The following is a 19,953-nucleotide window of genomic DNA, read 5'->3' on the forward strand; positions in this document are numbered from 1 at the left end:
ACGTCCAGCCTTATTCGTTTAACGCTTCGAGCGCGGCTCCGGCTTGTCTTCATAGGTCTCGTCCAGTTGGATCAGGTTGGGAGGAATACATTCAGCCAACCAAACTTCGCTGCCCGCATCGTAAAAAATAATGCCTTCGTTCATTGCCGACGCGGAATCGATACGCAGCATGATGAGCTTACCCTTACGCCGTCCTGCCAATGCGGCAAAAGACGTTTCCGCCGACAGATGTACGTATTCCCGGCCCATGGGCAGCAGCCCGTGTTCTTCGATAGAAGGCAGCGCCTGTCGTCCCGTGCCGTGATACAGGACGGTCGGCGGCGTGCCTTGCGGATAAGTCACGCGTCCGAAACTATGACCGTAACGGGCGCGTATACGCGGCTCGGGCGCTTTTTCGGCCGATGCTCCCTTTTCCGCTTCGTCCACAGGCTCCAGGATTTCGAAACGCTGCTTGTCCGAACGACGCACCACGCCGCGAATGTCCTCTTCGGTCGTATCCGCGTAGCCGGTCCGGTTGCGGACGGCCGCCAATAGCTCGTCGAGTCCGCAAGATCCGTCTTCCGGATCAAGCGTCAGTCCGAAATCTTCCGGCGAATGCCGCAGCATCATGGACATCAGCTTGCTGATTTTTTTGTCCTGCTCGGCGGTCGACAACTTCGGTTCCCGGCTTTGTCCCCGGTAAGGATTGCCTCCGCCTTTGTTTTTATTGTTTTTGCTCATTGGTCATTCTCCTCGTTTCTTCTTGCCTTACGCCGGGCATACGCAGCCAACTGGCATACTCATTGCGGAGCCACGGGTCGCTTGCGGTAGCGATCTTCCGATGCAGCTCTTCGATCAAGTTCGAAGACGCGTTTTCATTAATCGCCATAGGGATGAAATCCGTAAGATCGTGCGCACCTGCACACGCCGAAGCCTTCGCATACAAATCAATCAACGCGAGTACGGCCCATTCTTCGTCCAAATGTTCGGTCAGCCGATCCAGACATTTGTACAGCTCGTGAATGTCCGATTCCATGAACCCGAACGCCTCCCTGCTATCTATATCAACGCAAATACAACCCCGTTTGTTTCCCCGGAGCTGCATTTTTGCTTTTTTCGTATCGCTGCGTTCGTCCGCTTCCGTTTAATCTTTATACGGATCAAACTCGTTCGCCCCTGCCATCGCGACGCCGATCGGCTTCAAGGTATGCAGCACGTCGATCGTTTCCGAATGCGCGTCCAGCACCTCTTGAAGCTTCCGATATACAAAAGGACTCTCGTCCGTGCCCGCGCCTCTCAGCTCGACATCGAACTGCTTGACCGCTTTCATCATGCGCTCTTCGGTAATCTCGCCGCCGATTCGCACACGCGTTTTCCAATTCATTTTCCCTGCGGCCTGCGTTCGGCTCATAATGCGACCTGCTCCATGCACCGTGCTGTAAAAGGACTCGCCGTTCTCCGCCGTGTTTTTCCCGCGCACGATCACCGAAATATCCGCCATGCTGCCTCCGATAAAACCGAGCTGACCCGGAGCCGAAGGCGTCGCTCCTTTGCGCACGACAATGCAGTCTTTGCCTTCGTGCTTTTCTTTCCAGGCGAAGTTGTGATGGTTGTGCACCTCGAAATCGCTTGTCGCGCCCAAAATACCCAACACCTGCTCGATGACGTAATCCCGCCCCGCATACGCGTAACGTCCGGCCAGCTTCATCGCGCGGTAGTACATGTCGCCCGTCTCGCTATCGAGATCGAATAGTACAGGGGGCTGATCCATGCTTTCGCCCGGCGCTTTGCCCAAGAAATCGCGGCCCGCCGCCACGTTCAGGAACCCGCTCGCCGTTTTATGACCGAAGCCCCGGCTGCCGAAATGGTTTCCGATCCAGATCCGCCCCGTCGACGGCTCTTCGAAAATATCGACGTAATGGTTGCCGCTGCCGACTGTGCCGAGTTGATCGCGCGCCAGCTTTTTCAGCTTGTCGTGCACATTGCCGCCGATCTGCCGATACACCGACCAGTCGGGATCGTCGAACAGCTCGTGATCCACCTTTTTCTGATTGACGCGGCCCACACCGAACTCCACGCTACGGGCGATCTGATCCATGACGGACTTGATGCGCGGTTTGACGTCTTCGGCCATCAGGTTCGTGCGCACCGCTTTGTTGCCGCAGCCGATATCATAACCGACGCCGCTCGGGGAAATTTGCCCTTCGTACGCGAGGACGCCGCCGATCGGCTGGCTGTACCCTTTATGATGATCGGCCATCAGCAGCGCTTGCACCACGTTCCCATGGTATGCGCAGGTTTGAGCCTGCTTCAGCGCGCTTTCGTCCACTTTTCCCCATACCCTTACCTTATCTATCGTTTCGTAACTCATGATGTTTCATTCCCTTCTTTTTCGTCCGCTAACCGATCCAAATCCATTCTCGCGACATGCGCACTCATGGAATCGAACCCGCGCGCCGCCGCCGAGATATAAGGCAGCACCTGATCGCTCCAGCCGTAGACGTAATGCGTGTTCAGGTCTTCCTTGGGCACCATCGCTCCGCGATACGGCGACAAATCGACGATGAACGCTTTGGCGTCGCGGTTGATTTTGGAACGATAACGCTGAAGTTCGGTATAAAAAGGACTGCCTTCGTTCTGCTGCTCGTCCGTCACGATAATGATCTGGTCGACGTTTTCCCGCAGCTCGTTCAGACGCCGCACCGGCAGGCCCGTATCCGTTCCGCCTCTGGCTTTGATCCGCGATGCTTGTCCCATGATGCTCGCGTTTCGCGAAGGCTGCGGGTCGTGCACTTCATGGTCAAAAGTGAGAAAAATCGAGCGTCCGCCCGTCTTTTTATACAGAGCCAAAGCGAAAACGGAACCCGTCCGCAAATAATCGCCTTCCATCGAACCCGAAATATCGAGCAGAATCGCGGTACGGCCCGGCAGATCCGGCAGGCTGGCGAAGGTCAGATCGACGGCTTCGGCCAATGCTTCCTTGATGACCGGATGTTTCACCTGACCGTAAGCCGTGGCGAACCGCAGCGGCAAAATCTTCGATTTGCGCAGCGCCGCCGCATCGTTCAGACGCTCGACCGCGTAGCGCAGATGCTGCGGATGCTCGAACAATCCTTCGCGCTCGAACGTGTTTAGATGGCGCAGCAGCGCGAAGATCGGCATCTGGTACAGCAGCGCTTCCCAGATTTTTTTGTTCGCCGTTACCGCTCCGGTCACCGTCTCGTACGGCAGCTTGCCTTCGCGGATCAGGCGGATGCGCGTTTTGTCTTTGCTCGCCTTTTTCAACTGTTCGACGGCTTGGATCTGCGGCAACCCTTCGAGCGTCGTCTCATGGCCGCGCAGATAACGGAACAGCGCCTGCTGGCGTTCGTCGGTTGGAATCGGATGCGCGGTCGCGATCGCGTCTCCCAAATTATACCCCCGACCGTGGCCGCCGTATTTGATCGCCCAATATTCCGACGTTTTTTGCAGGAAAGCCGCGATTTGCCGCTTAACCGCACGGCCTCCCTGACCCCGTCCCATGCCGCGCAGAATCGTCAGGAAGTCGGACAGGTCGGGCGGAATCAGAACTAAGTGCAGGAATACTTTGCGGAATAGGTCAGGGCGCGCTTTGGACAGTACCGCCAACCCGTAAATCGGCTGCAAACGCATAAAGCCTTTTGTTCTCGCGAACACCAGTGCCTTGGCCATGAATTCCGGGTTCAGCTCGACCATCGCTTCGTGCGTATCGGCAGCTTGAGCCAGCAGATCGTGAGCGTCCGCATAAAAGGTATTGCCGAGCGTGTTCGTCAGCAGCATCTGCACGTATTCTTCTTCGAAGCTGCGATTATGGGCACGGTACCCTTCGGCGTTGAACAGGGATTCGGTAAAACGTTGCACGGCACGACTCATGTCGATGGCCTCCTTCGGATGTTGGACTGCTTATATTGGATTGTTGGTAAGGGAAACGGATCGTTGTGCTGCTCACACGTGAGACGTTCATGTTTTTGCGCGACGACATGGATGAACGTCTTGCGTTTAAACAGCAGAGAATAGATGAACACGAATCGCCGGCGAAGAAAAACGGAGAAGGTCACGCGGGGCTCGAAACCCTTTACTGCCGTTTTGGTTCTCTTTTATGGTCGAAGGAACCCTCTCCCGCGCCTCGTCGGCGTTACGTGTTCGGTTAGTACTAGGGCATGTCCGAAGAAAAAGGTGGAAAGGAACAAGCTGCTCTACCGCTGAGCTATTCCGCCGCGCATGGCGGAAACCGGATTCGAACCGGCGACCTGCCGATTAAAAGTCGAAGTAACCCTTCCTGGCGCCTCGGACAATTCCGATCACGTTCAAAGCCGTTTGGCCTCGCCGCTCTCGTTTGCCTGGGTTCATCTTCGCATGGCCGGAGGGACTTCAACAGGGCGAAAGTATGGCAAACGGCAAAAATGCAGGGAAGATCCATTATTTTTGGACAGCGGTAACTTAACTCGATCGGATTGCGTTCAAGAAATAATCATTCGAATTTTGACCTTGATCTTCAATAAAGGGATGTGTATACCATGTTCAAAAAGAAACGTCTCGCCTGGACAACCGCCATTCTTCTCGCCGTGATCCTGAGCGGCATTTTGGTTTTTCGTTCGGTGCTGGACATGAACGAATCCGAACTGTCGACAGCCGAAATCGCGTTCAATCAGGTGGAATTGACGCCTAATGCTCTGAGAATCAGCGGAACGCTGGTGGCCAGCGCATTGAGCTATCGGGATTGCGAATACGAACAGGACGGCAGCAATCTGTACATCACGCTGCAAGGCGGATTGGTCACGAAAAAACATCCCGACGGCGATTTCGACATTTCGATCCGAAACGACGATTTCTCGAAGGTCGACCGTGTCTATCTCAAGCACGGGGAAGATCATGTTCTGATTTACCCGCAGCGCTGAAAAGATCATGCACGAAGCCGATCAAGCCATACGTCTTCCGTTCGCCATACTTGCGCCCTTTCCCCCACCCTCCCTTTCCGTTTAAAATATCCGTACCTGCAACACCCGGATTTTTACAAACCCGCTCCCTCTGTCTACAATGGAGAGTGACGAGAAACGGAGGAAAGACCTATGGCCAAAGAAAGTTTCGACAAAGAGATCCAGTTCCTGCGCCTGCTTGCCCTGACCGGAGGCGGTTATGATCGGCAGCAGTTCGCGGGACGCCTCGGCATCTCGGTACATACCTTCGACAAAACGGTCCGCAAACTGCGCGAGATCAGCGGAGACGCGGATTTTGCCGACCTGTTCCGCTACGGATATGCCGATTCGGCCGAGCCGGTGCTGCTGTTCTTGTACCGCGCCAAGTCGATGAAGGAATCGGAAAGCCGCCGCCTGCCGCTCATCCTGACCGCGCTCAAAGGCACGCCGCAGACCGCCGCCGAGCTGCTCGACGCCTGCTGCGAGCGCCTGCCCCTGGATGCCGCCATGCCGGACGAGAAAACGATCCGTTCCGACCTGCGTTATCTGGAAGAGATCGGCGTCGTGCGGCGCGAACCAGGCGGTCGTCCATACCGATATGTGTTGAACAACGACCTGACCGACTGCCTGTCCCAAAAAGAACTGATCGATCTCTACGAGTTCGTCGATATCATGGCTAACACGCAGATTCCTTCCGTTCAAGGATACCTACTGCGCGACAATCTCAAAAAAGCGCTCAAATCCGCCGTACCCGAAGAAGAGTGGGACGACGGTCTACTGGAGCCTTTTTCCTATAAATATCATTACGACGCGCGCATTCTGGACGAAGCCCATCTGTACACGCTGCTTCGAACCATCCATCTGCGCAAACGCATCTCGTTCCAATACTTTTCGCCGAAAAATCGCAAAAGCTACTCGGCCAAAGAAACCAATCCCCTGTTCGGCCGCGAAACGGAGGTTCGACGCGAAAGTACGCTGCCGCTTAAGGTCGTGTACGATCATCAATACGGCAGATGGTATCTGATCGGTGCCGCCGCCAAAGGTCGTTTCGTCAAGTTCCGCATGGAGGGCATGATCGATATTGCGGAAGAGCAGGAAGCGCCGGACGAATATTTCGCGCTCAAAAAGCAGCAGCTCGACGAACAAATGCGCCACAGTTGGCTGATCGATACCGGCGAGACCGTCACGGTACGCGCCAAGTTCTACCGTCCTCGCGGACAAGCCGACTTCATCGCGGAACGCGTGCGGCTGCAGGGCCAATGGGGGCAGATCGTGGAGGAGAACGAAGACTTCTTCATCTATGAGATTCAAGTCAACGGCGTAACGGAAATCCGGCCGTGGCTGCGGGGGTTCGGGTCGAGCTGCGAAGTGCTGGCACCCGCGGATTTGAGACAGTCGTTCATCGACGAATGGAAGGAGATCGGAGACTATTATGAATAATCCTTTCGAAAAAATATTCAACTACCAGCTCTCCTCGCGGCTTGAAGAAACGGGCGTCTACACGCTCACGTCGCAAGAACGCTCCTGGCTGAAGTCGATGCTGGAGCATCCGGCGGCGCACGAAGCTCTGGAGCCGCGCACGATCGCCAAACTGCAAGAGTGCGTGCTGGACGACGAAATCTCGAATCTGCTGGACGGACTGGAGCAAAAAGCGGGCAGCCTTGAAACCCAAATCGTCCATCCGCTGCTGTCTCCGATCCGCCGCATCCTGCGCAACCGTCAAGGAATGACCATCCAATGCCGCACCAAGAAAGGAAAGCTCAACGAGCCTCAGCCGGGCATTCCGTACAAGCTGGAGTATTCGATGGTCAAACGCGAATGGTATCTGCACTGGTACAATTCGTCGACGCGCTCGATCCTGCATACGCGGCTGTGCCATATCGTGTCGGTGGAGCAGTCGCGCGTATCCCGTACCTCTTACGAAGAACAAACGGTTCGCGCGCAGAAGCTGTTCGAAGCGCCGCGGCACGAAGCCGTCGTCGAGGTGATCCGCACGTTTAACGCCGAACTGACGCGGATTCTGCATGCTTTTTCCTGCTTCGATAAAAAGGTCGAGTTCGACGAGGAAGAACGGACCTACCGGATTCACCTGACGTTTACCGATAGCGAAGGCCAATTCGTGCTGACCAAGCTGCGTTTTCTGGGCAAGCGGGTCCGCGTCGTGGAGGGAAATTACCTGAAATACCGGATGCGGGAAACGGCGAGGAAGGCGTTGGCGCTGTATGGAGTGGAAGGAGCGAACGCGGTCGAAACTTCGGACAGCGATCAAAGCAAAGCAGCCGAAGGCTCGGCGGATGCGCAAAAGGCGGAGCAATCTTCGAACTCGAAAAACGCTGCCGATATCATCGCTCGAACGAAAATTCCGGGCTGATCACCGAACAAGATCGGAAGTCCATGCGTTCATATGTTGTAGATCCATCACGAAAGGAGCTTGCGGATGAACGTTTCTTGGATCAAAAAATCGTTGCTTGCCGCTATCGCTTCGGCGCTTCTGCTGAGCATTCTGCCTTATCCCGATGCTCACGCCGAACCTTCGCTGCGAACGCGCGCCGAAATCGCCTACTTCACGGACATCGACGGCATTTGGCTGCATCGGCTGGGGAGCGACTTCACGCCGGAAGAAGCGCAAACGGGCACGTTTTACGACAGTCGCTACGTCCCGGTCAAAGACCTGTTCGGCGGTCAGGTTGAAGCTATCCGTTGGAACGCGGCAGCCAAGACCGTCTTGATCGCAAACGAAGGGCGCACGGCGATTCTGAATTTTTCCGGTAAAAAGATTATAGCCAAAAAAGGAGAAGTCGTGCTCCCAGCCACTTGGTCGAAGATGGAGAACGGCAAAGCGCTGATCGATCTCTATACGCTGACATATGTGCTGGATCGTTACGGCGACGCGTTCGATGACGCGGAGCGCGCGGCCTGGGGCAAGAAGCTGGATTTCTTGGGCATTCAATACGCGGAGACCCTCCCGGTGATCCGCAGCTCGGACGTGATGATTTATGTGACGTTCGAAGATAAGTGATTGGAACATAAACGAGTATGAAAAAAGGACGCCTGCGCAAATTTCGCGCACGGCGTCCTTTTCGAATTTTCACCTTAGAGATCAAACGAACTTAATCTCCCGCTCCGTCCACTCTGTCTCTTCGTAAGCCTGCGCAATCCCGACTTCGCGAATCCGCGCTTTCGGCACATGCTTCTCGCGCAGCATCCCGACAAACTCGCCGTCAAACGGCGAAGGATCGGCCTTGACCGTCTTCTCGTCGATCCAGCTCAGCTGCACCAAGCCGCCACCCCCGAACGGCTCAGAGCCCGGTACGCCGTCTTTGAACCAAGGATGTTCCTCTTCCTTATCGATCCCCGGCGCATTGAGGCAGACATACAGCGACAACCCGTCACAGGTCTGCAAAATCTGGCGGTGGAGCACCAACGTCTCCTGTTGCACGCCGGTATATTTTTGACTGATTCGCTGTTGGCGTTCTTCCTCGTTATGCACGAACGCCACGCAATCTTCGCGCTCCGACGTCTGCAAATCTTCGAACACGCTGTAATACAGACTGCTTAGCAGCGCGGCATACGGATGCATCTCTTCCAATTCGTCGATTCCCATACGATAAAAAGTGACCTTCGGCAGCAGCGGGTACTCGTTGAACGAATACGGCGCATGCAGATGGTCGTCCCAGATCGGCGTATCGTCGGGACGAATCCAACCCCGGTCATGCTCCGTTACGCCGAGCACGATCGCTTCCTTCGTGACCGCGGGCATGCCCGGTGATTCCTCGACCCTCTCCATCATATAAAAACGATCCTGAAACCGAGCCGCGGCTTCTCCTGAAAACGCGGCGTGGTCATGCTGTTGGACAAGTACGAACGAATCTTTCGTTTCGCGTATAATCATCGACAAATCCCCCATTCTGATCGGCGCGGCGGGTGAAAACCTACTGATCTTACGCCGCATTGCTTTTTCTGTGGCTATAATCCCTATTACCCGAATTGCAAGTTGACCGTAACGAATAGCTTAGCCCGAACGTTTATAAACTGCAATGACTATTGAGAAAGGAGACCTGATATGAACCTGGAATCTACCGCCCGCACGTCTCCCAAAGCAACGCCGTGGATTCGCGATCCCAAGCGTTTCCGAAAAGCCATGATCCTAACCGGCATCCTGACGCTTCTATCGATCCGATATCCCGGCGTCAGACCGTTGTACGAGGAGGCACTGCTCCTGATCCGTTTACCCCTAACGATTCCGATCCCGGGAAACGGCAGTATCATGTACGCTAACTTCATCTTCATCGGCTTTGCGTTTCGCGCTTTGTATCTGATCTGGGACTCGCTCAACCGTCACCGAATCATTTTCTGTCTGGCTTTGCTATGGCTGCTGCCCATGCTCGGAAAATCCGCACTACTCGGCTATCAGGCCACCATTCCGCCAGGCGTGTATGCCGTAGCCGTCGATCAGGAACAAGCCGCTTGCAGCGTTAACCTTGAAAAAGGCGTAGCAACAGGCAATTGTAACTTTGTCGTCACCAACCGCGGCAGCCAACCGATCGATCTAAAATCCACAATCACGTTCGATATCGAGCTATCTCCGCGAGGCACATACACAATCGACGTCCCGCTCCAAGATACGCACATCGATACGCGCAGCATCGAAGTCATCGGAGCTCATTTTACCGAACCGATCCCCGAACTAGCCGATATCACAAGCAACATGAGCTGGAGACACGCACTTGATACCGAAACACTGAAGTTAACCATGAACGACGGCAAACGCGAACGCGTATGGGGCAATTAAAAGACGGGATAACCCCGTCTTTATTTATTTCTTCCCGATTTACCCGATTTGATCTATTCCCTCTTCCTTATTTAATCGTTTCGAAAAACGCCAACGTAGCTGGAAGCGAGAAGACGGAGAGAGAAATTCAGTGTAGGAGCGATAGCGTTCGCCTTTGAAATCGAGAAAAACCTATAAAAGTTTCAATCTATTTTCTCGATTTCAACACGCGACCGGAACGAATTTCTCTCGCAGTCTTCTCGCTTCCCCACCTGTGTAACTTTTTTTCGAAAACGATTTCCGAACATTTTATGTCGTTTGTCCGCACCCTATTGTAAACCGCTTACATCCCGATTATACTCGAGTTGTTTATGACCAATCGAGGGTTAATTTGAGAGGAGTTCACACGATGAAATTCGGTTACTTCGACGACGCTAACAAGGAATACGTCATTCAAACGCCTAAAACGCCTTACCCGTGGATCAACTATCTGGGGAACGAGCAGTTCTTCGGCCTGATCTCCAACACGGCGGGCGGCTATTCGTTCTATCGCGATGCCCGACTGAGACGTCTCACCCGTTATCGGTATAATAATGTTCCGCTCGACAACGGCGGCCGTTACTTCTATGTGCATGACGAAGGCGATTACTGGACACCGGGCTGGATGCCGGTTAAGCGCGACCTCGACTTTTACGAATGCCGCCACGGTCTCGGTTATACGTCGATTACCGGCGAACGCAATGGCCTACGTGTCAATCAACTGGCTTTCGTCCCGCTCGGATTCAATGCCGAAGTGTATCGCGTAAAAGTCAGTAACGTCAGCGATTCTCCGAAAAGGGTTTCGTTATTCTCCTATCTGGAATTCTGTCTGTGGAACGCGCACGACGACATGACTAACTTCCAACGCAATTTGAGCATCGGCGAAGTCGAGATCGAAGACTCCGTCATTTATCATAAAACGGAATACCGCGAGCGCCGCAACCATTACGCTTACTACTCCGTGAACCGCCGGATCGACGGCTTCGACACCGACCGCGATACGTTCCTCGGCGCGTTCAACGGACTGGATACGCCGCAGGTCGCTTCGGAAGGCAAGTCCGGCAACTCCGTCGCCAGCGGCTGGTCTCCGATCGCTTCGCACGGCATCAACCTGGAACTCGCTCCGGGCGAAGAACAGTCTCTCATCTTCATGCTCGGCTATGTCGAAAACCCGCAGGAAGAGAAATGGGAAAGCTTGAACGTAATCAACAAAAAGCCGGCCAAAGCGATGATCGAAGCCTTCGCGACGGATGCGCAGGTCGATTCCGCGTTAGCGGATCTGGCTGCTTATTGGGACGGACTGCTCGGCAAATATTCGATCCAAAGCAGCGACGACAAGCTCAGCCGCATGGTCAACATCTGGAATCCATATCAGTGCATGGTGACGTTCAATATGTCGCGTTCGGCGTCGTACTTCGAATCCGGCATCGGCCGGGGCATGGGCTTCCGCGACTCCAACCAGGATCTGCTCGGCTTCGTGCATCAGATTCCGGATCGCGCCCGCGAACGGATCATCGATATCGCCTCCACGCAATTCGATGACGGCGGCGCCTATCACCAATACCAACCGCTGACCAAGCAGGGCAACAACGAAGTCGGCAGCGGCTTCAACGACGATCCGCTGTGGCTGATTACCGGTACGGCCGCTTATATCAAAGAAACGGGCGATTACGGCATCCTTGACGAGGACGTGCCGTTTGATAGCGGACGCCAAGGCAGCGCGACGTTGTTCGAGCACTTGAAACGTTCCTTCGATCACGTGACCAACAATCTCGGCCCGCATGGCCTGCCGTTGATCGGACGCGCCGACTGGAACGACTGTCTCAACCTGAACTGCTTCTCCAACGAACCGGGCGAATCGTTCCAGACGACCACGAACCTGGACGGCAAAACGGCAGAGTCCGTCTTCATCGCCGGATTGTTTGTATTCGCCGGACCGGACTACGCGGAACTTGCACGCAGACGCGGTCTGGAAGACGAAGCAACGCGCGCCGAGCGCGAGATCGAGAACATGCGCAAAATCACCATCGAGCACGGATTCGACGGCGATTGGTTCCTGCGCGCTTATGACTACCACGGCGAAAAGATCGGCAGTCATGAGAACGAGGAAGGCCAGATCTTTATCGAGCCGCAAGGCTTCTGCGTCATGGCCGGTATCGGCGTCGAAGAAGGACTGGCGGAAAAAGCACTCAATTCCGTCCGCGACCGTCTGGAAACGGATTACGGCATCATGCTCCAGCAGCCTGCATATTCGAAGTATTATCTGAACCTCGGCGAAATCTCCACGTACCCGCCGGGCTACAAAGAAAACGCGGGGATCTTCTGCCACAATAACCCGTGGGTAACGATTGCCGAGACGGTGATCGGACGCGGCGACCGCGCGTTCGAGACGTACGCCAAGATCGCTCCGGCTTATCTGGAAGACATCAGCGAAGTACACCGCATGGAGCCTTACGTCTACTCGCAAATGATCGCGGGCAAAGACGCCGTGCGCGAAGGCGAAGCGAAAAACTCCTGGTTGACCGGCACGGCGGCCTGGAACTATGTCGCGATCACGCAGGCAATCCTCGGCATCCAGCCGGATTACGACGGTCTGCGTATCGATCCTTGTATCCCGCAAGCTTGGGACGGTTACAGCATTTCGCGTTCGTTCCGCGGGGCAGAGTATAAGATCGAGATCCGCAATCCGCATCACATCTCGAAAGGCGTGAAATCCGTGACCGTGGACGGGAAAGCGGTGGAAGGCAATGTGCTGCCGGTGTTCGAGGCGGGGACGAGCCATGAGGTTGTTGTGGAATTGGGTTAAAAAATTCTTTAACAACGACGTTAGACTGCTGAATTTCTCGGCAGTCTTTTTTTGTTCACAGAAAAACTCCGACAAAATATGCCGGAGTTACGTAAAAGTTCTTTAATTTTTTATAACTAATCAGCGTGTATTAAGAACTAAATCCACCCATTCTTCCAGCTTTTCTTTCTCCAAAAACTCTTTATCGTGTTTTGAGATTTTTATGTACTGTTGATTAGGTGTGAGTTTTTTAAATGCGTTGAAAACAACTGAATTGCTTTCGGGGCTTTCCAACTTGTCATAAAAATATAGAAGTTCGCTTTTTTTTGTGTACAGAACAACAAAACAAAAAACTGTCCTCGCTCGGCAAATCTCCCTATGTCCAAAATACCCAGAAATTCCAAGCACATGAGTTCCTTTTAGTTTATTAAGCTTATACATAAAACCATCAAGCTGAGCTTGGGTCAAATAATAATCAATCAAAGTATATTTTTGCGAAATCTTATTCGGATTAGTATCAAAGATTTCATAATTCAAAATAAAATCTGCATGCTTTTGAGAATTCGCATAAGGAACTAACAGGGTTTTTACCAAAAAATCCATATTGCTATGATCCAGGTCCGTCCCGTAACTGATGAGAAGTTCACGATGAACGACATTTTCGTTTGTATGATTAATCTGGTGCTCCCCATTTCGGTAAAGTATTATGCTTCAATTCAAAATTTCCTACATGCCAGTCAGAACCTTTTGGGTTATCCATTTCATGCCAGTGCCAGCTGGTAGAATTACCTGACTGGTTTTTGTTGACATGAATTTTTACATACAATCTATCATTACGATCATAAAGATCAATGATATGTTGTCCCTGACTAATATTATTTGGGGAGCCGCTACTTTCAGGTCCTTTACTTCCTTTGTACCCATGACGATCAAATTGCTTTTTAAGACCCGGTTCCATCTTAGGCCAGATTTGAGTATCGAATTGATCTCCGATTAGCTTAACGATTTTAGGACCCATTTTTTTCTTTATTGCAGCTTTAATAATTGCAGCAACTATAGCCCAAATCAAAATGGGAATAGCTTGAGGAGTTATATCACCTTGAATTTGGAGATCATTGGAAAAGAATTGAAGTTGATTAGATTGAATCGCATTTTTTTGAGAAATCTCTTGAAACGCCATGAGAAAAGCCTTTTCTCTGTCTTGTGAATTATATCGGCTCAATGCTTGATTCAATTCATCGTCCAAAAGAGCAGCCTCTTCAAGGAGAGCTAAATTCTCTCTAATTAGAGCAATAGCTTCATATTCTTCGGATGTACCTGAATCATTTTGATCTTGTTTATAAATTTTCGAGGGTTCTTCTGTTTGAATAGTTGCAGAAACCGAAAAAGGAGAGACTAAAACAGTTAATGTTAAAATAAAAGCTGTCAAAGCAGAAATTTTCATTAAAACTTGCTTCAAAACACCACTTCCTTATATGTTTTATTTAACTACAATTTAAACTTTATATGATAACAATTAATTAATTAAGTGTTATCATACCTATTTTTAGATATTAATATTTTATCTGTAAATTTTTTAATAAAAAAACTATTAGATCAATGAAAACCTTTAAAAAATTGATATTTTCTATTCAAAATTAGGTCTAAAGGATTAACTACAACGAGTCTATTTATACATTTTTTTTAAAAATTTTATGATGAGGCAGTACAGTTCATTATTTTTAAAGTTCAAATTGGCTTTTGGAGCAAATAATATAGAAATAGCCCAAGAAACTTATCTCAATTAGAACAAAGTTTCAAGAGAACGAACAGAAAAGCGAACTGAGGAGGATTTAAAATGAAAACAGTCGTCATCGGAGGTTCGGGCCATATCGGAAGTTACCTGATTCCCAAATTGATCTATGCGGGGCACCAGGTCGTCAATATCTCTCGCGGCAAAAGCAAACCGTATACCACGGACCCCATCTGGCGCGAAGTGCAATCGGTCGTGCTTGATCGCGAGCAAGAAGACAAAGGCGTGTTCGAGCAAAAAATAGCCGGATTGAACGCGGATATCGTGGTCGATCTGATCAACTTTTCGTTAGAGGATACAAAAACAATGACGCACGCGCTCCAAAACACGAATCTCTCCCATTACCTGTTCTGTTCGTCGATCTGGGCGCACGGTCAAGCCACCCGCCTGCCGATGCTCGAAGACCAACCGAAGTTCCCGCTGGATGAATACGGACGCCAAAAAGCGCACAGCGAAGAGTATCTGCACGGGCTGTATCGCCTGGAAGGCTTCCCGGAAACGGTCGTGATGCCTGGGCAAATTTCGGGACCGGGCTGGGCGATCATCACCCCTACGGCCAACGCGGATCATCGCACGTTCGGCAAAATCCGGCGCGGCGAAGAAATCGTGCTGCCTAACTTCGGGATGGAGACGCTGCACCACGTGCACGCCGACGACGTCGCTCAGGTCTTTTTCAACGCGATCGCTCATCGTCAGTCGGCTTTGGGTGAAAGCTTCCATGCGGTCGGCGACGAATCGATCACGCTGCTCGGCTACGCGCAAGCCATGTATCGCTGGTTCGGTCAGGAAGAACGGATCAAGCTGCTACCGTGGACCGAATGGTGTCGGCATACCGGCGAGCAGGAGTTGATCGACAGCAGCTACCATCATATCGCCCGAAGCGGTCATTTCAGTATCGAAAAAGGAAAACGGCTAATCGGATACGCGCCGAGACACACCCTATTGGAAACCGTGCAAGAAAGCGTCGGCTACATGGTGCAACACGGCTGGTTCGAAAAGTAACTTGCACGCATTGCCGCCAATATTCAATACTTCGAGCAATCCGCCGGGCTTTGCCGTCTCTATCGATCTTTCGATTGCTTGCCCTTTGCCGGACAGGTTTTCCTCTGACCCGCTATTTGGCTTTTGAGTCTGCTTTGCCCCTTACTTTTTCAAGTTCGGGGCTTTTTCTTTATTTTGAACCCTTCTTCTTTAATTTCAACTCTTTATGTAAAGGCTTTCATCGGATAGCTTAATAGGGAACTCCTTTCCAGTCGTCGGCGCTGCGGTATGTTCGTTTCGCGCTCCCTGCCTGAATGTTTGACCACCCACCGAAACGGAGGAATCTCATGAGCACCCGAAAAAGGATCAAGTCTTCCCGCCGTCCCCAGTCCCGTTTTCCGCGTAAAGCTGCTTCCGCCGCTCTCGCCTTGTCTTTGATTGCGTCCGCCCTGCCGCTGCAAGCCAGCGCCGGAGATACTTGGCCATTCACGGGCGATAGCGCCCAGGGCTTGAACCAACCGAGCGTGCACGGCTACACCAGCGGACATATTCTCGACTGGACGCCGGAGCGCGACCGCGATTCCGAGCTGCTGCGTTCGCGAGTGCCGCTTCAACCCCGGATCTCGCCTTTTGCCGCCACCCAAGCCGACCCGACGATCAGCTCCGACGTACATATGATGAACGTGGCGGGCGATTACGGGAATGCGTTTATCGAAAATGCGCCTTATACCAACAAATTCGCGCAGTACCATTTCAACTTCTGGCAGTACACGGACTATTATTCGTATTGGCACGGCACCGCGACCGCGTATACGCCGCCGGAATACTATGACGAACTGGCGCAAAAAGACTGGCAGCAAAAGTGGTTCGAGTTCGGCATGCTTAATATTCCGAATCCGACTTACACCGACGCGGCGCACAAAAACGGCGTATTGTCGCTGGCCGGCATCTTTTTCTCCAACAACGACCGCGGCCAGCAGACTTACAAGCAGATGATCGTCAAAGACGAAAACGGCAACTTCCCCGTCGCCGAAAAATTGATCGAAATGGCCGAATACTTCGGATACGACGGCTATTTCGTGAATCAGGAGGAGATCGGGCCGAACGTCGCCGTCGCGGATATTCCGGATTATCAAGAATTCGTGAAAACGCTTAAACAATCCGGCCTGTATATCCAATGGTACGACTCGCTTAATACGGATACTGGTTCAAACACGTTCGCACGCACCTTCCGAGCCAACAATATGATGTTCCTGCATGACTCCGAAGACGGGCAGCAGGTATCCGATTCCTTCTTCTTCGACTACGGCATGGGCAAAAGCCAGATCGACGCCGCAACGACCTTCCTGAACAATTGGAACGCGCAGTACGGCACCGATTTCAGTTTGTTCGAAAACGGCTACGCCGGGTTGGAAGCTGGCCGCGACCGGTTCAAAAACGTGCAAGGCTCGGCGCTGAACGCCAAGCTCGATGCCGACGGAAACATGCGTACCAGTCTAGCCACGCTCGGCGCGGACTTTGTGCATGCCGGACTGGACGAAGACATGAATCAAGGCTGGCCGAGCCGCAAACGCAACGAAAACGACTTCCAATGGATGACGGATATTCGCGAACGCCTCTGGTGGTCCGGACCGAACCTTGACCCCACGAACACGAACGTATCGGCACAAAACACGGCTTCCGACGTATATGCGGATACGCGTTATTGGCCGGGCATCGCTTCCGTGGTCGCGGAACGCTCCGTCGTCGGCGGCGATACGTTCTACACCAACTTCAACACCGGGCACGGCCTGGAGTACTACGTGGACGGCAAAGTGTCGAACGACGAAGAATGGTCCAACATGAGCTTGCAGGACATTCTGCCGAGCTGGCAATGGTGGCAGGAAACGTCGGGCAGCAAGCTTGACGTCGCGTTCGATTACGGGCGTTCGTACAAAACGGGCGGGTCCGACAAGTTCGATCGCGCCATGATCGGCGCGTACGAAGGCGGAAGCTCGCTTGCGCTGCGCGGCAAACTGGACGCCGAGACGTTCCTGCGGCTGTACAAAACAGACCTGAACGTCGCTTCCGGCTCCAAACTGTCAGTGACGTACAACAAGACGGTCAAAAGCGACGATTCCCTGATGAGCGTCGGCCTGATCTTCGCGGATGCGCCGAACGACGTCGTGAAGGTGCCGGTACCGAACAGCGGCGGCAAAACGCAAGGTTGGCAAAAGGCTCAGGTCGATCTCGGCGCGTACGCCGGACGCGAAGTCGCCGCTTTCGGCCTCGTATTCGAGCCGGGCGCAAGCCCGATCGCGGATTATCGGATGAACGTCGGCGAGCTGCAAATTTCGAACAGCACGCAAATCGCGCCTTCCGCTCCGGCGGGACTTGCGATCGAAGCCGTCTACCCGGAAAGCGGCGAGATGGTCGTCAATTGGAACCTGGACGACAACTACGATCAGGTCCAGCTGTACAACGTGTACGTCAACGATACATTCGTAGGCGGCAAATACGACGAAACGTTTTATATCAAAAACCTTCCGTCTCAATCCGGCGTCGTGAAACTCAAAGCGGTCGGACCCGACGGCACGGAAAGCGCGGCTGCCGAAGTCCCGTTCAACTTGAACACCGCGCCGAAGCAGTTAAAAGCAACAGCTGCCGAAAACGGCGAATTGACGGTCAAATGGACCGTACCGCGCAGCGTCAAAGGCGATACGACCGTAAACGTCCGCTCCGTCAACTGGACGACCGCGCCGCAGCCGGTTGACGAAACGCTGACGATCCCGCATGGCGATACGACAGCGGTATTCGAAGGTATGCCAGCGAACGGCGACGAGTACATCGTAACGGTGAAAAAAGACGGTTTGACCCCCGTTTCCGTCTCCGGCACCTTTGCCGATACGACAGCCGAGCCGTACGCGGAAGAATGGTCATGGAACGGCAATACGCTGAGCCTCCCGATGCCGAACACCCGCGATTGGCGTTATCTGTACGTGTACGAAGACGGCAAACCGCGCTCGTTCCCGACCACGTACAACGTCGGCGACCGCGATCGCATCATTCGCGGACGCACGACCAAAGCCAGCCTGAGCTTCGCCTCGACGGCGGCGAAAGTCGAAGTCGTGCTCGAAGACTACAGCGGCAACAAATCGGAACCGGTGGTGTTGAAAAACGAATAGACAGAAAGGCAAATAGTCGAAAGCGCATGAAGGTACAACAAAGAGAGTAATCGTGCAAAGAAACGTAGTTTGGTTCTGAAGACAGGGTACAAGTTGAATTCATAAAAAAGGCTGACACGAATACCGTTCCTCGGCGTTCGTTCAGCCTTTTTTGTGTGATGTGTTCGAAAAACAATGAAGGTTACCTTAGGGCGTGTACGCAAACTCGGGCGACGTGCATCTTTTGCTGCCGTCGGAGTTTGCGTACACGCCCTAAATAAATACGAATATGCAGTTATTTCGGTCTGATTTTGCGTTTTGAAGAAACGTACTTATTTTAATATTTGCATGAAAAAGAGATCAAATAACGGCATTCTCGCACTTATTTCATCGAGATCTGCTGCCGGCTAACCATTCGCCTTTCGGTGGCGTTCCGAAAGGCGTCCGGTTGCGGAGCAAGGTATTGAACAACTGCGAATTAAGGCGTCTCCGGAGTTGCCGCGTCGGCGTCTTCGTCCGCGCCGCTCCGTTCGCCGCGAGGGCCGCCGGGACGTTTTTGGCCTTCGGCCGGAACGGCGGCAGGGTCGATCACCCGCGCGATGCGTTCGCCGGCGTGCTCGCGCGCTTCGGCTGCGCGCTCGTCATACTGCGCTTGCGTAATGTCGCCTGCGGCCAGTTCTTCTTTGAGCTTCGATTCGCGGTCGGCTACCAGCAGGTCGATCACTTTCTGCTTGTCCGCGCCTTGCGCGGTCGCGATGGCTTCGAGCGACTCTCCCGCTTCCTGACGGGTTTTCAACTGATCCGACGTCAGGCCGAGCAGCGAAGCAACCGCTTCGCGTTCTTCTTTCGGTCCGATACCGGCACCGGGACCGCCGTGCGGCCTTTTGCCCGGGCCTTTTTTCGAAGCGTCGAAGACTTGTTCGATTTCTTTTTGCGCGCGTTCCTGCGCTTTCGCCAGGCGCTCGTCATACTGTGTTTGCGTGATCTCGCCTGCGGCCAGTTCTTCCTTGAGCTTCGTCTCGCGCTTCGATACGAGCAGGTCGATCACGGATTGCGGGTCCACGCCTTGAGCGGTCGCGATCGCGGACAGCGTCTCGCCCGCTTCCTGACGGGTTTTCAATTCGTCTTCCGTCAGCTTCAGCAGCGAAGAAAGTTCGGCCCGGTCGATTCCCGGACCGCCATGGAGGCCGTGTCCGCCGGGGCCGGGAAGCTTTTTGCCGGATTCGGATTGAAGCGGGTCGGCCGAAGAAACGGCCGGAGTCGTCGTCTTGCTGCCTGAAGACGGAGCTGCGACGGCGTCCGCGTACGTATGCGACACGACGGCGGTTCCTCCTGCCGCAAGAGCAAAAGCCAGTGCGCCGGTTGCGATTTTTTTGTTCATATCGTATTCCTCCTGGAAGATCGTCCGATCTGCGGCATGCCGCTTGGAATGTCCGGACGGATATTGGGGGTCGTGTTTCTTGCGTTACGGTTGCCGACGGGGTAACAAGCACCTTGTCCATATTAAAGGTACAAGGACATCTTATCCG

The 19,953-nt window shown here is 53.2% G+C and carries 16 protein-coding genes and 1 tRNA gene; 8 read left to right on the forward strand and 9 right to left on the reverse strand.

Annotated features, from left to right (window positions below; all coding sequences use genetic code 11):
* Positions 1–18 precede the first annotated feature (18 nt).
* From SACSAC_RS04745 to SACSAC_RS04770, 5 genes are all read right to left on the reverse strand, one after another.
* The gene (locus SACSAC_RS04745) at positions 19–720 is read right to left on the reverse strand and encodes an RNA 2'-phosphotransferase (RefSeq protein ID WP_084777909.1); all 702 of its coding nucleotides are present in this window, start codon (positions 718–720) and stop codon (positions 19–21) included.
* Positions 704–1,015 carry a hypothetical protein gene (locus tag SACSAC_RS04750; RefSeq protein ID WP_037283970.1) on the reverse strand — a complete coding sequence of 104 codons (312 nt, stop codon included), beginning with the start codon at positions 1,013–1,015 and terminating at the stop codon, positions 704–706. Before SACSAC_RS04750 ends, SACSAC_RS04745 begins: the two co-directional genes overlap by 17 nt.
* A gap of 108 nt (positions 1,016–1,123) precedes the next feature.
* Positions 1,124–2,350: an RtcB family protein gene (locus SACSAC_RS04755; RefSeq protein ID WP_037283973.1), complete on the reverse strand. Its 1,227-nt coding sequence runs from the start codon at positions 2,348–2,350 to the stop codon at positions 1,124–1,126.
* On the reverse strand, positions 2,347–3,870 hold the full coding sequence (locus SACSAC_RS04760; RefSeq protein ID WP_037283976.1) for a TROVE domain-containing protein: 1,524 nt from the start codon (positions 3,868–3,870) through the stop codon (positions 2,347–2,349). The genes SACSAC_RS04755 and SACSAC_RS04760 overlap by 4 nt, the downstream gene beginning before the upstream one ends.
* A 349-nt stretch (positions 3,871–4,219) precedes the next feature.
* Positions 4,220–4,277 (reverse strand) — tRNA-OTHER (locus SACSAC_RS04770).
* Positions 4,278–4,514: 237 nt separating this feature from the next.
* On the opposite strand from SACSAC_RS04770, the gene SACSAC_RS04775 reads away from it, so the two are divergent.
* From SACSAC_RS04775 to SACSAC_RS26795, 4 genes are all read left to right on the forward strand, one after another.
* Positions 4,515–4,895, forward strand: a complete 381-nt coding sequence (locus SACSAC_RS04775) for a hypothetical protein (RefSeq protein WP_037283982.1) — start codon at positions 4,515–4,517, stop codon at positions 4,893–4,895.
* 171 nt (positions 4,896–5,066) lie between these two features.
* Positions 5,067–6,353 (forward strand): helix-turn-helix transcriptional regulator, encoded by a 1,287-nt coding sequence (locus tag SACSAC_RS04780; RefSeq protein WP_037283985.1) that lies wholly within the window; start codon positions 5,067–5,069, stop codon positions 6,351–6,353.
* Positions 6,346–7,284: a WYL domain-containing protein gene (locus tag SACSAC_RS04785; RefSeq protein ID WP_084777910.1), complete on the forward strand. Its 939-nt coding sequence runs from the start codon at positions 6,346–6,348 to the stop codon at positions 7,282–7,284. Before SACSAC_RS04780 ends, SACSAC_RS04785 begins: the two co-directional genes overlap by 8 nt.
* Before the next feature lie 66 nt (positions 7,285–7,350).
* Entirely contained in the window at positions 7,351–7,932 is a 582-nt protein-coding gene (locus SACSAC_RS26795; protein WP_051506869.1) for a stalk domain-containing protein, read from the forward strand.
* Positions 7,933–8,013: 81 nt separating this feature from the next.
* Here the strand turns inward: SACSAC_RS26795 and SACSAC_RS04795 are convergent, their stop codons facing one another.
* A complete protein-coding gene (locus SACSAC_RS04795) occupies positions 8,014–8,805 on the reverse strand; it encodes a DUF3891 family protein (RefSeq protein ID WP_037283987.1) in 792 nt (263 codons plus the stop codon).
* A gap of 171 nt (positions 8,806–8,976) precedes the next feature.
* Here SACSAC_RS04795 and SACSAC_RS04800 point away from each other — a divergent pair, with 171 nt between their 5' ends.
* Positions 8,977–9,705: a hypothetical protein gene (locus SACSAC_RS04800; RefSeq protein WP_037283989.1), complete on the forward strand. Its 729-nt coding sequence runs from the start codon at positions 8,977–8,979 to the stop codon at positions 9,703–9,705.
* A gap of 388 nt (positions 9,706–10,093) precedes the next feature.
* Positions 10,094–12,529, forward strand: a complete 2,436-nt coding sequence (locus tag SACSAC_RS04805; protein WP_037283992.1) for a glycoside hydrolase family 94 protein — start codon at positions 10,094–10,096, stop codon at positions 12,527–12,529.
* Between the two features lie 120 nt (positions 12,530–12,649).
* Here SACSAC_RS04805 and SACSAC_RS26800 read toward each other — a convergent pair whose 3' ends face one another.
* Together SACSAC_RS26800 and SACSAC_RS04815 are read right to left on the reverse strand one after the other, a co-directional pair.
* Complete coding sequence (locus SACSAC_RS26800) at positions 12,650–13,111, reverse strand: hypothetical protein (protein WP_051506870.1); 462 nt, start codon at positions 13,109–13,111, stop codon at positions 12,650–12,652.
* Positions 13,112–13,181: 70 nt separating this feature from the next.
* Complete coding sequence (locus tag SACSAC_RS04815; RefSeq protein ID WP_051506871.1) at positions 13,182–13,967, reverse strand: YpjP family protein; 786 nt, start codon at positions 13,965–13,967, stop codon at positions 13,182–13,184.
* A gap of 378 nt (positions 13,968–14,345) precedes the next feature.
* Here SACSAC_RS04815 and SACSAC_RS04820 point away from each other — a divergent pair, with 378 nt between their 5' ends.
* Positions 14,346–15,302, forward strand: coding sequence for an NAD-dependent epimerase/dehydratase family protein (locus SACSAC_RS04820; protein WP_037283995.1), 957 nt, complete (start codon positions 14,346–14,348; stop codon positions 15,300–15,302).
* 326 nt (positions 15,303–15,628) lie between these two features.
* A complete protein-coding gene (locus SACSAC_RS04825) occupies positions 15,629–18,445 on the forward strand; it encodes an endo-beta-N-acetylglucosaminidase (RefSeq protein WP_037283998.1) in 2,817 nt (938 codons plus the stop codon).
* A 457-nt stretch (positions 18,446–18,902) separates the two neighbouring features.
* On the opposite strand, the gene SACSAC_RS26805 is transcribed toward SACSAC_RS04825, so the two are convergent.
* Positions 18,903–19,805 carry a hypothetical protein gene (locus SACSAC_RS26805; RefSeq protein ID WP_051506872.1) on the reverse strand — a complete coding sequence of 301 codons (903 nt, stop codon included), beginning with the start codon at positions 19,803–19,805 and terminating at the stop codon, positions 18,903–18,905.
* Between the last annotated feature and the right edge of the window lie 148 nt (positions 19,806–19,953).

It is taken from the genome of Saccharibacillus sacchari DSM 19268, from assembly GCF_000585395.1.
Taxonomy (GTDB): domain Bacteria; phylum Bacillota; class Bacilli; order Paenibacillales; family Paenibacillaceae; genus Saccharibacillus; species Saccharibacillus sacchari.

Bases quoted from the DNA above. Each gene is read 5' to 3' on its own strand.
- SACSAC_RS04745 (WP_084777909.1), bottom strand. From the start codon at position 720: ATGAGCAAAAACAATAAAAACAAAGGCGGAGGCAATCCTTACCGGGGA.
- SACSAC_RS04750 (WP_037283970.1), bottom strand. From the start codon at position 1,015: ATGGAATCGGACATTCACGAGCTGTACAAATGTCTGGATCGGCTGACC.
- SACSAC_RS04755 (WP_037283973.1), bottom strand. From the start codon at position 2,350: ATGAGTTACGAAACGATAGATAAGGTAAGGGTATGGGGAAAAGTGGAC.
- SACSAC_RS04760 (WP_037283976.1), bottom strand. From the start codon at position 3,870: ATGAGTCGTGCCGTGCAACGTTTTACCGAATCCCTGTTCAACGCCGAA.
- SACSAC_RS04775 (WP_037283982.1), top strand. From the start codon at position 4,515: ATGTTCAAAAAGAAACGTCTCGCCTGGACAACCGCCATTCTTCTCGCC.
- SACSAC_RS04780 (WP_037283985.1), top strand. From the start codon at position 5,067: ATGGCCAAAGAAAGTTTCGACAAAGAGATCCAGTTCCTGCGCCTGCTT.
- SACSAC_RS04785 (WP_084777910.1), top strand. From the start codon at position 6,346: ATGAATAATCCTTTCGAAAAAATATTCAACTACCAGCTCTCCTCGCGG.
- SACSAC_RS26795 (WP_051506869.1), top strand. From the start codon at position 7,351: ATGAACGTTTCTTGGATCAAAAAATCGTTGCTTGCCGCTATCGCTTCG.
- SACSAC_RS04795 (WP_037283987.1), bottom strand. From the start codon at position 8,805: ATGATTATACGCGAAACGAAAGATTCGTTCGTACTTGTCCAACAGCAT.
- SACSAC_RS04800 (WP_037283989.1), top strand. From the start codon at position 8,977: ATGAACCTGGAATCTACCGCCCGCACGTCTCCCAAAGCAACGCCGTGG.
- SACSAC_RS04805 (WP_037283992.1), top strand. From the start codon at position 10,094: ATGAAATTCGGTTACTTCGACGACGCTAACAAGGAATACGTCATTCAA.
- SACSAC_RS26800 (WP_051506870.1), bottom strand. From the start codon at position 13,111: ATGGATTTTTTGGTAAAAACCCTGTTAGTTCCTTATGCGAATTCTCAA.
- SACSAC_RS04820 (WP_037283995.1), top strand. From the start codon at position 14,346: ATGAAAACAGTCGTCATCGGAGGTTCGGGCCATATCGGAAGTTACCTG.
- SACSAC_RS04825 (WP_037283998.1), top strand. From the start codon at position 15,629: ATGAGCACCCGAAAAAGGATCAAGTCTTCCCGCCGTCCCCAGTCCCGT.
- SACSAC_RS26805 (WP_051506872.1), bottom strand. From the start codon at position 19,805: ATGAACAAAAAAATCGCAACCGGCGCACTGGCTTTTGCTCTTGCGGCA.